Source organism: Micromonospora sp. ANENR4 (genome assembly GCF_015354395.1).
In the GTDB taxonomy this organism is placed as follows: domain Bacteria; phylum Actinomycetota; class Actinomycetes; order Mycobacteriales; family Micromonosporaceae; genus Micromonospora; species Micromonospora aurantiaca.
Genome location: NZ_JADKYQ010000002.1, coordinates 513520 through 528813, shown reverse-complemented (window position 1 = coordinate 528813; position 15294 = coordinate 513520). Strand labels below are relative to the sequence as shown.

Here is a 15294-nt window from a genome sequence, read left to right as displayed (position 1 = left end):
GCTGGGTCCACGGGCGCCGCTGTGCCACCATCCCGCCATGGACGCCGCACTGGTCGGCCGCGACGCGGTCGTCGAGCGGGTGTGGCGTGCCCTGACCGCCGGTACGCCGGTGCTCCTCGACGGCCCGAGCGGCATCGGCAAGACCGCGCTCTGGCGGGCGGTGGTCGCCCACGCCGGGCGGACCGGCTGGCGGGTGCTGTCCGCCGCACCCACCGAGGCCGAGAGCGCGCTGCCGTACGCGGCACTCGCCGACGTGCTGCGCCCGCTCGCGGACGCGCTGCCGGGGCTGCCCGCACCGCAGCGGGCCGCGGCCGACATGGTGCTGCTGACCGGTGAGCACGACGGCGCGGTGGACGAACGGGCGGTGGGCGCGGCCACATACACGCTGCTCGACGCGGCGGTCACCGGCGCGCCCCGGGTCCTGCTCGCGGTCGACGATCCGCAGTGGCTGGACCCGCCGAGCGCCCGGGCACTGCGGTTCGCGCTGCGCCGGCTGAACCGGTGGCCCGCCGTCCTGGCCACGCACCGCACCGGGGACGACCCGCCGTTTCCGGTGCCGCTCGGGCTGGACGACGACCCGGCCGGACGGCACCGGCTGCTGCGCGCCGACGTACCGCCGCTGGCCCCGGCGGACCTGCACCGCGTCCTGGCGGCCCGGCTCGGCGGCACGCTCAGCCGGCCGCTCACCGACCGGCTGGCCCGCGACGCCGACGGCAACCCGCTGCTCGCCATCGAGCTGGCCCGGGCGGTGCTGCGGCTGCCCCGCCCGCCCGCGCACGACGAGGACCTGCCCGTGCCGTCGTCGCTGCGCCTGCTGCTCGCCGAGACGCTGCGGGCGCTGCCCGGCCCGAGCCGCGACGCGGTGCGGCTGGCCGCGCTGCTGACCGTGCCGACGGTGCGCGACCTGGCGTCGGCGGACGTGCCGGCCGGGGCGCTGGACGCGGCCGAGGACGCCGGGCTGGTCGCGGTCACGGCGAGCCGGATCGATTTCGCGCACCCCCGGTACGCGGCGGCGGTGCGCGAGAGCATCCCGCCGGGAGCCCGGCGGCGGCTGCACGCGCTGCTCGCCGGCGCGGTCGCCGACCCGGACGAGCGGGCCCGGCACCTGTCCCGGTGCACCGTCGCGCCGGACACCGCCGTCGCGGCCGACCTGGCCGCGGCGGCGGCCCGGCAGCGGATGCGCGGCGCGTCCGCGCTCGCCGCCGACTGGTACGCCCGGGCCGCCGAGCTGACCCCGCCGTCGGCTGCCGCCGAGCGGAACCGGCGCCGCCTCGACGCGGTGCAGTGCCGCATCGACAGCGGCGACTACGCGGCGGCCGGGCGGGCTGCCGAGGTGGCGGCGGGTGAGCTGACCGGCGCCGAGCGGGGCGAGGCGCTGCTGTTGCGCGCGCTCGTCGCCTGGTGCGCCGACGACCTGGTCACCGCCGTCCGCGTCGCCGAGCAGGCGCTCGCCGCCGCCGGGCCGGACGGCGACCTGGCCGGGCGGATCCACACCCACCTGACCATGTTCCACGACCAGCCGGAGCCCGCCCGCCGGCACGCGCGGGCCGCGATCGCCCGCCTGTCCGACCGCGACGAGCACCGCCCGCTGCTCACCGCCGCGCTGCTGCTGCTGTTCTTCCACGAGGTACGCGCCGGCGGCCCGGCGTCCACCGAGCTGCTGGACCGGGCGCTGGCGCTGGAGGGTGGTGAACCGTCCTTCCTGGCCGGTTCGGTGCCGGCGATCTGGTGGAAGTCGGTCGACGACCACGACCGGGCGCGGGCCCGGCTGCACCTGATGCTGGACCTGGCGGTGGCGCGCGGCGACGATCCGCTGCGGCACGAGGTGCTCACCCACCTCGGCGAGACGGAACTGCTGGCGGGACGCTTCGCCGAGGCCGGGACGCACATCGCCGCGGCCCGTGACCTGGGTGAGCAGCTGGGCACCGGGCTGGTCGGCGAGAGCTGGCTGGGCGGCGTGCTCGACGCGCACCGGGGACGGCTGGCTCAGGCCGGCGCGGCAGCGGCCGGGCTGCGCCGCGACGACGACCTCGGCGACGCCTGGAGCCGCCGGCTGCACCACCAGCTCACCGGGCTGGTGGCGCTTGCGTCCGGGGAGTGGGCCGCCGCCGCGGCGGCGTACGGCGCGCTCGCCGCCGACCTGGACGGATCGGGCATCGCCGAACCGCTGGGGCAGCGCTTCGAGCCGGACTGGATCGAGGCGTGCGTGGGCGCCGGTGACCTGGACACCGCGCACGCCGCGCTGGACCGGCTGGCCCGGCGCCACAGCCGGCTGCCGCGTCCGTGGACGACGCTGGGTCTGGCCCGTAGCCGGGTGCTGCTGGCCGGGGCCACCGGGACGGATCCGGGCACGGCGCTGGACGCGCTGACGCAGGCCCGGGCCGCGGTGCCGGAGGCGGTGCTGCCGCTGGACCGGGCCCGGTGCCTCCTCGCCGCCGGGCGCGCGTACCGGCGGGTGCGGCGACGCCGGGAGGCGCGGGAGGCGCTGGACGCGGCAGTGGCCGAGTTCGACGCGCTCGGCGCGTCCGCGTTCGCCGACCGGGCGCGGGCGGAGCTGGGCCGCATCGGCGCCCGCACCCCGGCGCCGACGACGCTCACCGCGACCGAGGAGCGGGTGGCCCGGCTCGCCGCGCGGGGGCAGACGAACCGGCTCATCGCCGACGCGCTCTACATCAGCCCGAAGACGGTCGAGGCCAACCTGGCCCGGGTCTACCGCAAGCTGGGCATCACCAGCCGCGCCGAGCTGGGCGCGGCGATGGGCCGGCCGCCCGGCGACTGAGACGGTCAGGACGCGGCGAGCGCGTCCAGGTGCGCGCCGAGCAGTTCCCGGGCGCGCCGGGGCGGCATCCGGTCGGGGTGCAGCAGCGCGTGCAGCGCGAGCCCGTCGAGCACCGCGTGCAGCCCCGCGACCGCCTCGGGGTCGGCGGCCGGTTCCCCGGTGAGCAGCGTGACGGCGAACTCGACGGCGCGTCGGATGCCGTCGTCCGCCTCGGCCGTCCGGGCGCGGGCGGCCGGGTCGGTCGGGGCGCGCGCGGCGAGCAGCAGCCACACCTCGGCCTCGCGGACGCGCTGGCGGTCGAGCGGCAGCAGTTGTTCCAGGATCCGCTGGGCGACCTCGCGCGGGCTGCCGCTGCGGTCGCCTCCGGTGATCCGCGAGGCCGCCTCGGCCTGCACGTGCTCCATGGCGAACACCAGCAGCTCGGTCTGGGTGGCGAAGTAGTGCCGCAGTGCGCTCGGTGACCAGCCCGCCTCGGCCGCGATGCTGCGGACGGTGGCGGCGCCGACGCCGTCGCGGTAGACGACCCGCCACATCGCCCGCGCCAGTTCGGCACGTCGCGCGTCGTGGTCGACGATCTTGGGCACGGGCCCCTCCGGAACCTGGTCGACGAGCGCTGTTACGGTTATCGCACAGCGTACTAAAAAAGGAGACCGCATGCTCGTGGCAGTGATCGTCGGATGCGAGGTGGCGTTCTGGGTGGTGCTGCTCGCCGGACTGATCGCCCGGTACCCGCTGCGCCGGCCCCGCCTCGGCGCCGCACTGCTGATCGCCGTGCCGGTCGTCGACCTGGTGCTGCTGGCCGCCACGATGATCGACCTGCGCCGGGGCGCGACAGCCACGTTCGCCCACGGCCTCGCCGCCGCGTACCTCGGGTTCTCGGTGGCGTTCGGGCACAGCATGGTGCGCTGGGCCGACCAGCGGTTCGCGCACCGGTTCGCCGGCGGTCCTCCCCCGAGCCGGGCGCCCCGGTACGGAATGGCACGGGCCCGGCACGAGTGGCGCGAGTGGGGCAAGGGCATGCTCGGCTGGGCCGTCGCCTGCGGCGTGCTGCTCGCCGGCATCGCCGTGGTGGGCGACGGCGAGCGCACCGCCGAGCTGTGGGCGTGGACCGGACGGCTCAGCGTGGTGATGGCGGGCTGGCTGGTGTTCTGGCCGGTCGCGTACACCGTCTTCCCGAAACGGGCGCCGCGCGACGCGTGAGGCTCACCCCTTGCGCCCGCCCGTCGCAATCCCCTCCACGAAGTGCCGCTGGGCCAGGAAGAACAGGACGATCATCGGTACGGTGGCGATCACGCTGGCGGCGAGGACGACCTCCCACTGCTGCTCGCCGCCGTAGCCGAACCGGTCCAGGATCACCTTCAGCCCCCGGGGCAGCGTGTAGAGCTGCTCGTTGCGCAGATAGATCAGCGGCTTCACCAGGTCCGTCCAGCTCGCCTTGAACTCGAACACGAACGCCACCAGCAGGGCCGGACGGACCAGCGGGAACGCCATCCGCCAGAACAGCTGCGGATAGCTGGCCCCGTCGACCCGGGCCGCCTCGAAGTACTCCCGGGGCAGCGACAGGAAGAACTGGCGCAGCAGGAAGATGTAGAACGCCGAGCCGAACAGGTTGCCGGCCCAGAGCGGCACCTGTGTGTCGACCAGGCCGAGCCGGTTCCAGATCAGGTACGTCGGGATCATGGTGACCGCGAACGGCAGCATCATGGTGGCCAGCACCAGCCCGAACAGCACGTTGCGGCCGGGGAACCGGAAGTACGCGAACCCGAACGCGACCCAGGCGCTGGACAACGTAGCCGCGGCCGCCGCCGCCACGCCCACCACGACGCTGTTGAACAGCCAGGTGAACAGCGGCATCGCGTCCCACGCCCGGGCGTAGTTGTCCGGCGCGAACGGCGTGGGCAGCAGGCCGGGCGCGAAGACGTACTCCCGGGGTCGCAGCGACGCGCCGACCAGCCAGACGAACGGCAGCAGGAAGACCACGGCGGCGGCCACCAGGGCGAGCACGAACAGCACGCGCTGCCAGCGGGGCCGGCGGCCGTCGTCGGCCTGCCGCACCGGTCCGGGTACGGTCACCGGCGCCACCACGGCGCCGGCAGCCGGCGGCTGACTCGTGGTGGTCACCGGTCCTCCCCCTCGTAGTAGACGAACCGGTTGCCGAGCTTCACCTGTACCAGCGTGATCACCAGGATGATCAGGAAGAGCAGCCAGGCCATCGCCGAGGCGAAGCCCATGTGCAGGAACTGGAACGCCTCCCGGAACAGGTGGATCACGTAGAACGACGCCGCGTCGCTGCTGAACGAGCCCGCGGTCTGCCGGTTGCCGAAGTACATGGTGTAGACCTCGGTGAACATCTGCAGCGACGCGATGGTGTTGACGATCAGCGTGAAGAACAGCGCGCCGGAGATCATCGGCAGCGTGACGTGCCGGAACCGCGCCCAGGCCCCGGCACCGTCGAGCTGGGCCGCCTCGTACAGGTCGCGGGGCACGCCCTGCAACGCGGCCAGGTAGATGATCACGGTGGAGCCGAGGCTCCACAGGCTCATCAGCACGATGCCCGGCATCACCCAGTCCGGGTCCGTGGTCCAGCTCGGACCGTCGATCCCGACCAGCGCCAGGCCGCGGTTGATCAGGCCGTCCTGCGTGTTGAGCAGCAGCAGGAACAGGATGCCGACCGCCACCGCCGGGGTCATCACCGGCAGGTAGAACACGGTACGGAAGAAGCCGGAGAGCCGGCCGACGCGCTTGAGCAGCAGGGCCAGCCCGAGCGAGATCGCCATCACCAGCGGCACGTGCAGCGCGGTGTAGTAGACGGTGTTGCCGAGGCTGCGCGCCACCTGCGGGTCCGACATCAGCTGCCGGTAGTTGTCCAGCCCGGTGAAGCGCGGTGGGTTGATCACGTCGTACTCGGTGAAGCTGAGCCACAGGCTGGCGAGCATCGGCCCGGCGGTGAACGCCAGGAACCCGACGATCCACGGCGCCAGGAACAGGTACGCCCAACGAGCCTCCCGCCGGGCCAGCGACGTGCGGCGCCGCCGGCCCGGTACGGCAGGGGTGACGGTGGTGGTGGCCATGGCGGGCTAGTCCGCGGCCTTGTCCAGCGCGGCGGTCGCCTCCCGCTGCGCCCGGTCGAGCGCCTGCGCGGGCTGCTCCTGACCGGACAGCACCCGGTTGACCGCGTCCGTCCACGCCTTGTCGAACTCGGCGCCGGCGGGCGAGGCGGGCATCGCGAACGCGGCGTCCTGCGCCTGGCGGATGGTCTGCACCGCGTCGTCGAAGCGCTTGTTGCCGGTGGGCTTGTACACCTCGTCGAAGATCTTCTTGTCGGCTGTCGTGTTGCCGGTCCAGAGGCCGGTGAAGGGCAGGTTGGCGGCCTTGCGCGCCTCGGCGCGGGCCTGGGCGGCGGCCAGCCAGGTGTCGGTGGCGGTCATCTGCTTGACGAACGCGCAGGCGGCCTCCGGGTTCTTCGCCCCCTTGGTGATCACCCACGCCTGCCCGGAGGCCAGGCTCAGCGGCTTGCCCTGCCGGTCGACGAACGGCTTGACCACCAGCTCGGCGTCCGGGCTGTTCTTCGCGGCCTGGTTGAGGAACCACTCCTCCATCGGCCACGCGGCGATCTGGTTCTTCGCGAGCGGGTTCTGCGCGCCGAAGAAGTCGAACGTGTCCCGGAACGACTTGAACTTCCCCCAGCCGCCCTGGGCCCGGATGAGCCCGACGCCGGTGGTGAGCGCCTCGACCACCTTCGGGTCGGTGAGGTTGGCCCGGGTGCCGTCGGCGGAGATCATGTCGGCGCCGTTGGCCTTGGCCCACATCGGCAGGAACTCGGGGATCTTCGGGTCGATGCCGATGCGGCTGAGCCGGCCCCCGGAGACGGCGGCGAGCCTGGCGTTGAGCGCGGGCAGGCCCGCCCAGTCGGCCAGGTTCACGTCGTCGGCGCCCAGCCCGGCCCGTTTGAGCAGCGCCTCGTTCAGGTAGAGCACACGGACCTGGGAGAACTCGGGAATGCCGTACACCGTGCCGCCGAGCGTCACCTGTTCCCGCGCGGACTGCCGGTACTGCGCCATGTCGATCCGCTGCTTCTCGACGCAGTCGGTGAGCGGCTGGATCGAGCCGCGCTCGGCGTACGTGCCGATGAGCTTGCGGTCCATGTAGACCAGGTCCGGTGGGTTGCCCGAGGCAACCGCCGACAGGAACTGCTGCTCGTCGAACGCGCCCTCGGTGATCGTCAGCCGGACGTCGCCGTGGTCACGCTTGAACGCGTCCACCCGGGTGGTGGCGATCTCGTCGGACAGGCTGAAGCCCATGGTGCTCAGCGCGCCGCTGCCCTCGGCGCCACCGCCGCCGGAGTCCCCTCCCCCGCCGACGCCGCCGCAGCCGCTGATCGCCAGGGTCAGCACCCCGGCCAACGCGGTCGCCCGCAGTTTCCGTGACATCGCCACCTCCCGTGATCGCGCCGGCCACTCTGCCGGGCGCGACCTGCACTTCTCCGGTGGGTGCGGCTTTCAAACCGGTTGATGCGCATCGGTTACCGTCGACCGCCCGGCGGCGGACGGCTCACCGCGCCGATCGACGGCGATCGCGACCAGCAGCAGCCCGGCCAGCGTCGCCAGCGCCAGCGCCGGCGGCAGTACCGTCCCGAGCGCGGCCAGCGGCAACGCCGCACCGGCGACGGCCAGCCGGGCCGCACCCACCGGCTGACCGGTCAACCGCCGGAACAGCAGCCGTCCGGCCAGGTAGACGGCCGCGCCGCCGAACAGCGCCACCGCCGCCGAGCCGTTCAGCCGGGGCCCGGCCTGCGGATCGGCGACGTGCTCCAGCACCTGTTCGACGCCGAGCGCCAGGAAGATGATGCCGGCGACGAGCAGCAGATGGGTCTGGCTGTAGGCGTCCGCGGCCATCCGGTCCCGCTGCGCCGCCGGTGCGGCGGCGAGCGTCCGGGCCGCCGCCGGGGACGTGCGGCGGAAGTAGAGCCACCAGAGGCAGACGGTCACCACGAAGGCGACGAGCGCCGCGGCGAGGACCGGCGGCTCGGTGACCGCCGAGGCCGCGCCCACCCCCGCGGCCACCAGCGACTCCCCCAGCGAGATGATCAGCACCAGGCCGTACCGCTCGGCGAAGTGCGTCGGGCTGCGCAGCGGCCAGGCGCCCCGGCGGGCGTACGACAGTCGTTGGCCGGCCACCTCGACGGCGAAGCCCAGCACCCACAGCGCCGCGTGCGCGGCACCGTCCATCAGCGCGCCGAGCAGCAGCGGCACCCAGCCGACGGCGCTGACGAACGCGAAGAACCGGATCCGGGCGCGCAGTTCCGGGTCACCCGCCGCGGCCCAGTGGAACAGCGTCAGGTGCACCACGCGCAGCACCACGTAGGCCAGCACGACGATCAACGGCCCGTCCAGCCCCGGACCGGACGTCCACGCCTCCGGCATGGCGAGCGCGGCCAGGAACAACGCGGCCATCGCGACCAGGAACCCGCCGCGCACCACCCCGACGTCGGCGGGCGTGTGGTTGCCCAACCAGGTGTACGACAGCCACGCCACCCAGAGCAGCACGAGCAGGAGCAGCCCCTTGGCCATCCCGGCCGGGGTCGGGTGCGGCTCGATCAGCGCCATGATCCGGGTGAGCGCGAAGACGAAGACCAGGTCGAAGAAGATCTCGAAGGGGGTGACCCGGCGCTGGTCCGGCCCCGGCCGGGGCGCGCGCAGCCGCCCTCGCACCCGTTCGCGTCCCACGTCCGCCGCCCTCCGCCGGTCCACCTCCTGCGCCGACGGTAGGCGGCCCCGGACGGTTGAATCGGGTGATTCCCGCGATCACGCCCGGCTCGGTCTGCCGACCGGTGCCCGCCCGGCGGTACGACGAGGCGGCGGCGCCGGGCTGTCCCGCCGGTCGGTGGCCGCAGCTCAGCGGGCGTCGGCGTCCGGCCAGGCGGCGCAGACCAACGCGGGCAGCACCTCGCCGGCCGGGCCACGCAGGTTCACCGCGCAGATCGCGTCCAGCGGCGTCGGCACCGGGTTCACCTGCACCACGGGCGCGCCGAGGCGGGCCGCCACGAGCGGGATCTCGGCGGCCGGGTGCACGAGCGCCGAGGTGCCCACCGTCAGCAGCAGGTCGCAGCCGGAGGCCGCCTCGACCGCCGCGTCGAGCGCGGCCGACGGCAACGTCTCGCCGAACCACACCACCCCGGGCCGCACGGGCGCGCCGCATCCGGCGCAGGCGGGCGGGGTCAGCGGCCCGTCCTGCGATTCCGCCGCATGCGACACCGGCCCGCCGGGCGGTTCCGCCTCGTCATGCGCCTCCCGCCCGCCGAGCGGTTCCGCCTCGTCGTGCGCCTCCGGGCCGCCGGGCGGCACCGGCGCGTCGGAGGGTGGCGGCAGGTCGGGCGGCAGCGGCGCGGGCCGGGCGCAGGCCGAGCAGCGGGGCGCGAACAGGCTGCCGTGCAGGCGTACCGGGGCGGGCACACCGCCGCGCTCGTGCAGGTCGTCGACGTTCTGCGTGATCACCACGGTGTCCGGCAGCCGGGCCGCGATCGCCGCCACCGCCCGGTGACCCGCGTTCGGGAGCGCCCGGCGCACCCCGCGGCGGCGTGCCTCGTACCAGCCCCAGACCAGCGCCGGGTCGGCCCGGAACGCCGCCGGGGTCGCCAGCTCCTGCGGGTCGTACCGCTGCCAGAGCCCGGTCTGCGCGTCGCGGAACGTCGGCACGCCGCTCTCGGCCGACATGCCGGCCCCGGTGAACACCACCGGCCGCCGCGCGGCGGCGAGCAGCCGGCCCGCCTCGGCCAGCTCCGGCCCGGTCACACGTCCACCGTCAGCCGCACGTCGACCCGGTCACCCAGCTCGATCCCCTCCGCCCGGCGCGCCGCGACCCGCAGCGGCACCACGTACCGGCCGTCCTTGGGCCACAGCGACGTCCGCCAGCCGGTGTCACCGATGCGGACCGTCACCGGGATCATGCCCCAGCCGTAGGTGACCGACGCCGAGGCGGCCTCGATCGCCGCGCTCTGCTCGTCGGGCACCGTGACGAAGTGGTACGGCGCCGGGCCGCGCCAGAACCACACCTCGCCGCTGAACGCCAGCTCCATCCGGTCAGGATAGGGGCCGGGACCGACGCGACGGCAGCAGCCGCAGCCCGGCCACCGTCACCCAGGCGAACAGCGGGAACACGGCGACGCGTTCCATGCCGCCCACGCCGATGCCGGCGTCCACCCGGGACAGGAACAGCACGGTGCCGGCCAGGCCGAGCAGGCCCAGGAACGCGCTGACGATCCGCAGCTCACGCAGCAGCGGCGACCGGCCGAGCGCGGCGGCCAGCAGCGCCGCGTTGCCGAGCGCGAAGACCAGCAGCGCGCCGAGCACGTGCAGGTTCTCGTCCACGTCGGCCGGGTGGAGACCGGCCAGCACGTACCCGGACCCGGCGGCCACCGCCGACGCCACGGTGACGGTCGCGGCGCGGCCCGGGCGCAGCGCCCGGTGTGCGAGCAGCGCGCCGACCGCGAGCAGCAGCCCGGCGCCGACGAGCACCGTGTTCATGGCCGGGTGCCACGGCGAGCAGACCGGACGCGGGCGGCTGCTGTCCCACACGCCGCAGGTCACGTTGCCGAGGTCGCTGATGTTGTGTTCGGCCCAGCTGAACCGGGGCTGGTCCCAGACCAGGCCGACGACCACGTTGGCGGCCAGGAACGACACGGCGGCGAGCAGCCAGCAGGCGCCCGCGAGGCGGTTTCTCATCCGCCGAGTGCACCGTCGGCGGGCGCCCCGGCGCACGGGGCGTGGCGGGCCGGTTCGGGGTAGGGCCAGACCTACCCGGGAAGCGGGGTCCAGCCGGCTGGGAAGCACGGTGTGGCCTGGCTAGCGTCGGGCCATGACCGTTGATCACGGGTTGGCCGGCGCGTTGCGCCGCCGCCGCTACCTGCTGTCCGCGTGGCCGTGGCGGGCCCTGGCGTACGCCGTCACGACGCTGCCCCTGGCCGGCGCGGCGGCGCTCGGCGCGGCGGTGGTCGCCGCGCCGCTGCTGCTGGTGGCCGGCGCGCTGCGGCGGGGCCGCCCGGTCGACGCCCGGGCGCTGGCGGTGCTGGCCGTGCTGGCGCTCGTGGTGGTGGCGCTCGCGCCGCTGGCCGGCGCGCCGGTGGCGGCGGTCGAGCGGTGGCGCCTCGGCCTGGTCGACGACCGACCGGTGACCGCGCCGCGGTGGCGCGGGATCACCGCCCGCCTCACCACCGCCGCCGGGTGGCGGGAGGCCGCGTACCTGGCCGTGCTGGGCGTGGCGGTGCCGCTGGCGTACGGGATGGTCGGTCTGCTCGTGCTGCTGGACGCGGTGCTGGTCGCCGGTCCGTGGCTGGCCGGCGGCGAGGACCGGATCGTGCTGATCTGGGCCACTGTCGACTCCCCGGCCGAGGCGGTGCCGTACGCGCTCGCCGCTCTGCTGGCGGTCCCCGCGCTGGTCTATCTGGCCGGCCTGCTCGTAGCGGTCCAGGCGACGGCGGCCCGCCTGCTGCTCGACGACGCACCCGCCGGGACGGCGCTGCGCGAGGTGACCCGGTCCCGGGCCCGCCTGATGAGCGCCTACGAGGCCGAGCGCCGCCGCATCGAGCGGGACGTGCACGACGGCGTGCAGCCGCGCCTGACCAGCCTCACCCTCCAGCTCGGGCTGGCCCGCCTCGACGTGCCGGACGACTCCCCGGCGGCGGGGCCGCTCGCGTCCGCGCACGAGCAGGCCAAGGAGCTGATGGTGACGTTGCGCGGGATCGTCCACGGCATCCGCCCGGCGCAGCTCACCGAACTCGGCCTGGCCGCCGCCGTCGGTGACCTGGCCGCCCGGTCGGTCGTCCCGGTCGCCGTGCACGCCGACCTGACCCGCCCGGTGCCGGAGCTGGTGGAGACCACCGCCTGGTACGTGGTCTCGGAGACGCTCGGCAACGTGGCCCGGCACTCCGGGGCCACCCGGGCCGAGGTGCGGCTGATCCGCGACGAACGGCTGCTGGTGGTGGAGGTACGCGACGACGGCCGGGGAGGCGCCGACCCGGCGCGCGGCACCGGCCTGACCGGGCTCGCGGACCGGGTGGCCGCGGCGGACGGGCGGCTGCTGCTGTCCAGCCCGCCCGGTGGGCCTACCCTCGTGCGGGTGGAGCTGCCGTGCCGTCCGTGACCCGGGTCGTCCTGGCCGAGGACGAGGTCCTGCTCCGGGAGGGCCTGGTGGGCCTGCTGACCCGGTTCGGCTTCGCGGTGGACGCCGCCGTCGGCTCCGCACCGGAGCTGCTCGACGCGGTCCGCACGCACCGGCCCGACCTGCTGGTGACCGACATCCGGATGCCGCCGCAGCACCGCGACGACGGCCTGCGGGCGGCGGTCGCGTTGCGCGCCGAACGCCCGGACCTGGCCGTGGTGGTGCTCAGCCAGCACGTGCAGAGCGCGTACGCGGCTGCGCTGCTCGACAGCGGCGACGGCAACCGGGTCGGCTACCTGCTCAAGGACCGGGTGGCAGACGTCGCCGAGTTCGCCGCCACGCTGCGCCGGGTGGCGGCCGGCGGCACCGCCGTCGACCCGGACGTGGTGCGGCACCTGCTGCGCCGCCCCCGCGACCCGCTCGGCGCGCTGTCTCCCCGGGAGCGGGAGGTGCTGGGCCTGATCGCCGAGGGACACTCCAACAGCGCGATCGCGGCGCGGCTGCACGTCACCGAGGCGGCGGTGGGCAAGCACGTGGGCAACATCCTGGCCAAGCTCGGTCTGCCGCCGGACGAGGACACCAACCGGCGGGTGCTGGCAGTGCTGGCCTGGCTGCGCGCGGCGGGCTGACCGGGGCCCTACAGGTTCATCGGCACGGGGTCGGTGGCCAGCGCCCGGAACCGCTCGCGCGGGTCGGACACCAGCCGCCGCTCGGTGAGGTCGAGCAGGCCACCCACCCCGGTCACCGAGGCCACCGGGATGCCGTCGGCGCGGGTGAACTCCTGGCCGATCCGGAACGTCTTGCCCTCGCCCCAGTGGAACTCGCAGGTCACGTCCACCTCGTCGCCGCCGCGCAGCTCCCGCAGGTAGCGCACCGTCACCTCCAGCGCGACCGGCCCGACGCCGCCGGCGAGCAGCCGGTCCTGGCCGATGCCGGAGGCGCGCAGGCACTCCCAGCGGGCGTGCTCGGCGTACTGGAGGTAGACCGCCTGGTTGAGGTGTCCCTGCGTGTCGAGTTCGTAGCCGCGCACGGTGACGCGTACCCGGAACGGATCTGCCATGCCGGCAGCCTAACCAGGGGCGCAGCGGTAATCGGCGTGCGGTCCGGGCCGTGTGGTCCTAGCCTCCCCGGCGTGACCCTGGAGATCGTGACACTGGCGCAGCGGCCCGGCCTGGCGCCGCTGCTGGACACCGACTTCGACGGCGCCTGGCCGCCGTTCATGCTCTGGGATCCGATGGGCGCCCTCTACTACGGCGTCGCGCACGAGCTGTACCCCGAGTTCGTCTTCGCCGCCGTCGACCCGGCCGAGCCGGGCCGGGCCGTCGCCCGCGGGTATGCGGTGCCGCTGCGCTGGACCGAGGACGAACTGCCCGACGGCGGCTGGGACCGGGTGATCCAGCGGGCCACGCTCGGCCGCCTCACCGGGTCCACCCCCAACCTGGTGTCCGCGCTGGAGATCTGCGTGCGCCCGGACCGGCGCGGCGGCGGGGTGTCCGGGCTGATGCTCGCGGTCATGCGTGCGGCGGTGGCCCGCGCGGGCTTCGACACGCTGGTGGCGCCGGTGCGCCCGAGCGGCAAGGCCGCCGTCCCGGACGTGCCGATGGCCGAGTACGCGGCCCGGCGCCGCCCCGACGGACTGCCGGCCGACCCGTGGCTGCGGGTGCACGTCCGCGCGGGCGGGGTGATCGAGCGGGTCGCGCCCCGGTCGATGACGGTGACCGGCACCCTCGCCGACTGGCGGCGCTGGACCGGGCTGCCGTTCGACACCTCCGGCCCGGTACGCGTGCCCGGCGCGCTGACGCCGGTGCTCGTCGACGCCGGCCACGACCACGCCGCGTACGTCGAACCGAACGTGTGGGTGCGGCACCGGCTCTGAGCGGGCCCGCCGGTCAGGCCGGCCAGGCGTGACCGATCCCGTCGAGCAGCAGCACCACGCCCTCGGTGGCCGCCTCCCGGTCGCGGGAGATCTCCCGGTACTCCGGCGAGGTGGACCAGCGCTCGAAGTCCTCCCGGCTGTCGAACGACAACAGCACCGCCTTCTGATGCGGCCACTCCCCCTCGACCACGCGGGGGGCGGTGTCGGCGGCGAGCAGCTTCCCGCCGTAGCGGGCCAGCACCGGCGGGAAGGCGGCGGCATACCTGTCGTAGCGCGCCCGGTCGTGGATGGTGAGCTGTGCGAGGGCGTAGACGGTCACCGGCCCAGGCTACCGACGTCCGACGGCTGCGGCCTCGTCCGTCGGGCCGGATCCCGCGCCGCCGCGAGCCGGGCCGACTGTCCGGTGCGCTCTAGCCATTATGGCTCTGACCTGCGAATACTGGTAGCAGGACCGCGCGGCGTGGGGAAAGAGGTGGGGCACGATGATCGAGCAGGAGACCCAGCCGGAGGCCATACCGGAACCCCGGAACGCGCCGGAGGGCGCGCCGTCCCGGCCCGCGACGCCGGTTCCCGGCGCGGTGTGGCAGGTCCGCGTACGGACCAAGCTCGACGACCTGTACCAGCAGCTCGCGGTGCTGTCCCCGCGCGACCCCGAGCGGGCCGAGGCGCTGCGCGCGCAGCTGTCCCGGGTGGAGGTGGTGCTCGGGCGCAGCGGCGTGGTCGAGTGGTTGCGCGGCGGCAACCTGGAGTACGCGTGGCAGACGATCCACTCGGTGGAGCGGGCCACGGTGGCGCTGCGCTCCGCGGACGAGCTGACCGGGCTGCTGCCCGCGTACCGCAGCGCGGCGGCGCAGGTGCTGCCGGCCGACGACAAGGTGCTCACCGACCTCGACACCGTGACCGGCGGGGTGCCCGCGGACCTGCTGCGCGCCCGGGTGCAGGCGGTGCTGCTGCGCTACCACTCCGCGTCCGACGAGTTCCACGAGTCGGCGCGCCGGCTGCGCAACCGGATGCTGGGGCTGTCGGTGTTCGCGCTGGTGGCGGAGGTCCTCGTGGTGCTGATGCAGTGGCTCAGCCACGACGTCCGGCTGCTGGAGGCGCCGACCGACGCCGGTGGCGTACCGGCCTGGCGGCTGCTGTTCTTCGTGCTGATCGCCGGGGCCCTCGGGGCGTTCCTCAGCGCGCTGCCGTCGATGATCACCTCACGGTCCGGCGGGCTGCCCTACAAGCTGCCGTTCCAGCAGGGGCTGCTGAAGCTCGCCGTCGGCCCGCTGGTCGCGGTGGTCGGCATCATGCTGGTCATCGGCGGCCTGGTGGAGACCAGCGTGAGCAGCACGGCCGCGCTGCTGGGCCTGGCGATCGTGTTCGGCGCCGGGCAGCAGGCGGTCACCGCGTTCGCCGACCGGCGGGCCGCCGAACTGCTCGGGCCGGGGGCCAAGAGCTGATGCCGGACGGCGGCCACCCGGCCTGGGTAGCCTGATCC

The 15294-nt window shown here is 75.1% G+C and carries 16 protein-coding genes; 6 read left to right on the top strand and 10 right to left on the bottom strand.

Features of this window, described 5'->3' with window-relative positions; translation table 11 throughout:
* Nucleotides 1–37 precede the first annotated feature (37 nt).
* A complete protein-coding gene (locus tag IRY44_RS05635) occupies nucleotides 38–2779 on the top strand; it encodes an AAA family ATPase (protein ID WP_194799391.1) in 2742 nt (913 codons plus the stop codon).
* Between the two features lie 5 nt (nucleotides 2780–2784).
* Here the strand turns inward: IRY44_RS05635 and IRY44_RS05630 are convergent, their stop codons facing one another.
* Nucleotides 2785–3363 carry a TetR/AcrR family transcriptional regulator gene (locus IRY44_RS05630; RefSeq protein ID WP_194799390.1) on the bottom strand — a complete coding sequence of 193 codons (579 nt, stop codon included), beginning with the start codon at nucleotides 3361–3363 and terminating at the stop codon, nucleotides 2785–2787.
* 70 nt (nucleotides 3364–3433) lie between these two features.
* Between IRY44_RS05630 and IRY44_RS05625 the strand changes: the two genes are divergently transcribed.
* A complete protein-coding gene (locus IRY44_RS05625; RefSeq protein WP_194799389.1) occupies nucleotides 3434–3979 on the top strand; it encodes a hypothetical protein in 546 nt (181 codons plus the stop codon).
* 3 nt (nucleotides 3980–3982) lie between these two features.
* On the opposite strand, the gene IRY44_RS05620 is transcribed toward IRY44_RS05625, so the two are convergent.
* The 7 genes from IRY44_RS05620 to IRY44_RS05590 form a co-directional block, all read right to left on the bottom strand.
* Nucleotides 3983–4900, bottom strand: a complete 918-nt coding sequence (locus IRY44_RS05620) for a carbohydrate ABC transporter permease (protein ID WP_194799388.1) — start codon at nucleotides 4898–4900, stop codon at nucleotides 3983–3985.
* Nucleotides 4897–5850 carry a carbohydrate ABC transporter permease gene (locus tag IRY44_RS05615; protein ID WP_194799387.1) on the bottom strand — a complete coding sequence of 318 codons (954 nt, stop codon included), beginning with the start codon at nucleotides 5848–5850 and terminating at the stop codon, nucleotides 4897–4899. The genes IRY44_RS05620 and IRY44_RS05615 overlap by 4 nt, the downstream gene beginning before the upstream one ends.
* Nucleotides 5851–5856: 6 nt before the next feature.
* Nucleotides 5857–7209: an extracellular solute-binding protein gene (locus IRY44_RS05610; protein ID WP_194799386.1), complete on the bottom strand. Its 1353-nt coding sequence runs from the start codon at nucleotides 7207–7209 to the stop codon at nucleotides 5857–5859.
* A gap of 69 nt (nucleotides 7210–7278) precedes the next feature.
* Entirely contained in the window at nucleotides 7279–8505 is a 1227-nt protein-coding gene (locus IRY44_RS05605; RefSeq protein ID WP_194799385.1) for a low temperature requirement protein A, read from the bottom strand.
* 168 nt (nucleotides 8506–8673) lie between these two features.
* On the bottom strand, nucleotides 8674–9570 hold the full coding sequence (locus IRY44_RS05600; protein WP_194799384.1) for a Sir2 family NAD-dependent protein deacetylase: 897 nt from the start codon (nucleotides 9568–9570) through the stop codon (nucleotides 8674–8676).
* Complete coding sequence (locus IRY44_RS05595) at nucleotides 9567–9854, bottom strand: DUF1905 domain-containing protein (RefSeq protein WP_013476678.1); 288 nt, start codon at nucleotides 9852–9854, stop codon at nucleotides 9567–9569. Before IRY44_RS05595 ends, IRY44_RS05600 begins: the two co-directional genes overlap by 4 nt.
* 4 nt (nucleotides 9855–9858) lie before the next feature.
* A complete protein-coding gene (locus IRY44_RS05590; RefSeq protein WP_194799383.1) occupies nucleotides 9859–10500 on the bottom strand; it encodes a DUF998 domain-containing protein in 642 nt (213 codons plus the stop codon).
* Between the two features lie 133 nt (nucleotides 10501–10633).
* Here IRY44_RS05590 and IRY44_RS05585 point away from each other — a divergent pair, with 133 nt between their 5' ends.
* The gene (locus tag IRY44_RS05585) at nucleotides 10634–11917 is read left to right on the top strand and encodes a sensor histidine kinase (protein ID WP_194799382.1); all 1284 of its coding nucleotides are present in this window, start codon (nucleotides 10634–10636) and stop codon (nucleotides 11915–11917) included.
* Nucleotides 11905–12564 carry a response regulator transcription factor gene (locus IRY44_RS05580; protein WP_194799381.1) on the top strand — a complete coding sequence of 220 codons (660 nt, stop codon included), beginning with the start codon at nucleotides 11905–11907 and terminating at the stop codon, nucleotides 12562–12564. Before IRY44_RS05585 ends, IRY44_RS05580 begins: the two co-directional genes overlap by 13 nt.
* An 8-nt stretch (nucleotides 12565–12572) precedes the next feature.
* On the opposite strand, the gene IRY44_RS05575 is transcribed toward IRY44_RS05580, so the two are convergent.
* A complete protein-coding gene (locus IRY44_RS05575; RefSeq protein ID WP_194799380.1) occupies nucleotides 12573–12995 on the bottom strand; it encodes a thioesterase family protein in 423 nt (140 codons plus the stop codon).
* Nucleotides 12996–13067: 72 nt separating this feature from the next.
* On the opposite strand from IRY44_RS05575, the gene IRY44_RS05570 reads away from it, so the two are divergent.
* Entirely contained in the window at nucleotides 13068–13811 is a 744-nt protein-coding gene (locus tag IRY44_RS05570) for an N-acetyltransferase (protein ID WP_281601125.1), read from the top strand.
* A gap of 13 nt (nucleotides 13812–13824) precedes the next feature.
* On the opposite strand, the gene IRY44_RS05565 is transcribed toward IRY44_RS05570, so the two are convergent.
* Complete coding sequence (locus tag IRY44_RS05565) at nucleotides 13825–14130, bottom strand: DUF1330 domain-containing protein (RefSeq protein ID WP_013286485.1); 306 nt, start codon at nucleotides 14128–14130, stop codon at nucleotides 13825–13827.
* Between the two features lie 163 nt (nucleotides 14131–14293).
* Here IRY44_RS05565 and IRY44_RS05560 point away from each other — a divergent pair, with 163 nt between their 5' ends.
* A complete protein-coding gene (locus IRY44_RS05560; protein ID WP_194799378.1) occupies nucleotides 14294–15256 on the top strand; it encodes a hypothetical protein in 963 nt (320 codons plus the stop codon).
* The last annotated feature ends 38 nt before the right edge of the window (nucleotides 15257–15294 follow it).

What these genes read in the sequence shown, in the direction of transcription:
- IRY44_RS05635 (WP_194799391.1), top strand. Translation starts at nt 38, where the DNA reads ATGGACGCCGCACTGGTCGGCCGCGACGCGGTCGTCGAGCGGGTGTGG.
- IRY44_RS05625 (WP_194799389.1), top strand. Translation starts at nt 3,434, where the DNA reads ATGCTCGTGGCAGTGATCGTCGGATGCGAGGTGGCGTTCTGGGTGGTG.
- IRY44_RS05615 (WP_194799387.1), bottom strand. Translation starts at nt 5,850, where the DNA reads ATGGCCACCACCACCGTCACCCCTGCCGTACCGGGCCGGCGGCGCCGC.
- IRY44_RS05610 (WP_194799386.1), bottom strand. Translation starts at nt 7,209, where the DNA reads ATGTCACGGAAACTGCGGGCGACCGCGTTGGCCGGGGTGCTGACCCTG.
- IRY44_RS05595 (WP_013476678.1), bottom strand. Translation starts at nt 9,854, where the DNA reads ATGGAGCTGGCGTTCAGCGGCGAGGTGTGGTTCTGGCGCGGCCCGGCG.
- IRY44_RS05590 (WP_194799383.1), bottom strand. Translation starts at nt 10,500, where the DNA reads ATGAGAAACCGCCTCGCGGGCGCCTGCTGGCTGCTCGCCGCCGTGTCG.
- IRY44_RS05585 (WP_194799382.1), top strand. Translation starts at nt 10,634, where the DNA reads ATGACCGTTGATCACGGGTTGGCCGGCGCGTTGCGCCGCCGCCGCTAC.
- IRY44_RS05575 (WP_194799380.1), bottom strand. Translation starts at nt 12,995, where the DNA reads ATGGCAGATCCGTTCCGGGTACGCGTCACCGTGCGCGGCTACGAACTC.
- IRY44_RS05560 (WP_194799378.1), top strand. Translation starts at nt 14,294, where the DNA reads ATGATCGAGCAGGAGACCCAGCCGGAGGCCATACCGGAACCCCGGAAC.